Origin of the sequence: Vibrio sp. M260118 (assembly GCF_036533755.1) — a bacterium.
GTDB lineage: Bacteria > Pseudomonadota > Gammaproteobacteria > Enterobacterales > Vibrionaceae > Vibrio.
The window spans coordinates 1-1,357 of sequence record NZ_JATABG010000580.1 but is presented as its reverse complement, the minus strand read 5'-3'; the positions used below and the strand labels follow the sequence as shown (position 1 = coordinate 1,357).

General features: G+C 42.2%; 2 protein-coding genes. One reads left to right on the top strand and one right to left on the bottom strand.

The genetic code is table 11. From position 1 onward, the window contains the following. Nucleotides 1-149 precede the first annotated feature (149 nt). Nucleotides 150-344 carry a hypothetical protein gene (locus QTO00_RS19745; protein ID WP_004749433.1) on the bottom strand — a complete coding sequence of 65 codons (195 nt, stop codon included), beginning with the start codon at nt 342-344 and terminating at the stop codon, nt 150-152. A gap of 422 nt (nt 345-766) precedes the next feature. On the opposite strand from QTO00_RS19745, the gene QTO00_RS19740 reads away from it, so the two are divergent. Further along, nucleotides 767-1,357, top strand: a 591-nt coding sequence (locus tag QTO00_RS19740) for an alpha-amylase family glycosyl hydrolase (protein ID WP_331426263.1), incomplete at its 3' end; no start/stop codon positions are given.

Here is a 1,357-nt window from a genome sequence, read left to right as displayed (position 1 = left end):
AAAATCCAGTATCTAACTGTATTAGTGATAGTTAAAGTCGGTTGTCATATTCAGAAGCTAGACAAGCTATTGAAATATAAAGAATGAATAGTGAGGGTACTGAAAAAACAAAGGCAGTCGAGTTGACCGCCTAATTGATTCGATTGGGATTATACGTCTAGCGACATTCCAATTTGGCTGAGTTTGGTTTTGAACTCATCAACACTAGAAGCTTCGTAAGTAGGTGAGCCATTAAAGTATCTTGGCTTTTCGGGAAGCATCGCATTCTTCAGTGCTTTTTCTTGGTCTATATCATCGTGGTAAACCGTCACTCGATTTGGGATATCTTGTTGGAACTTCGCCATTGTGTTCTCCTTTCCTTTGACGTTGACTTCATCTAAAGCTTAGAAAAGCAAGCCCGAGTGTCAAAGTGAACTTTGGTACCAGAAAACAACCAAGATTAAGAGCTTACTCTCTGATCTAAAAAGTAAAAATCACTCACAGAGCGATAAATTAAAAGGCCACAGAAATGCTCATTCTGTGACCTTTAACCAAGTTTTCAACCCGATTATTCACTTATTTGACTGAAACGAACGCGAGAATAATGAAATCTCCTAACCCCGATGTCATGGGCTTAAGCTAGACTATCTCTTTAGTTGAACGTCACTCAATCGCTTATGATCACACTTTTCGCTTCTACGCCCTTTGCCGATTTAGTAGGGAGGATTTTTTGTGCCTCTATATCTTCTATGCTTTTAAAATAGCGTCAATCAGGCTTCGAACTAGAATGAAAAAACAAAATATCTATCAAGTATTTACTCGCTTATTTGGCAATATAAACCAAACTAATCAGCCGTGGGGCACCATAGAGCAAAATGGCGTTGGAAAGTTCAGCGATTTTAGCGAGAAGGCGCTAAGCGAAATTAGCAAATTGGGCATCACACATATCTGGTATACCGGAGTCCCGCACCATGCCTTGATTGGCGACTACAGTGAATTTGGCATCGATAAAGATCACCCAAGCATTGTAAAAGGACGTGCTGGTTCGCCTTATGCGGTGAAAGACTACTACTCGGTCAATCCAGATTTAGCCGATAATCCTAGCCAGCGCAATCAAGAATTTGCCAGCCTTATCGAGCGAACCCATCAAGCAGGTATGAAAGTCATTATTGATATTGTGCCAAACCACGTAGCGCGAGTGTACAAAGGGCTCAATAACCCACCAGGTGTAAGTGACTTTGGCGCAGACGACGATACCAGTGTTGCTTACGCGAAAAACAACAACTTTTACTACATCCCTAACCAAGCTTTTGAACTGCCGGATTCGCTAGTCGAGCAGCCACCGCTGGGTGGTGAGCAGCATCCAGATCTCGCCACT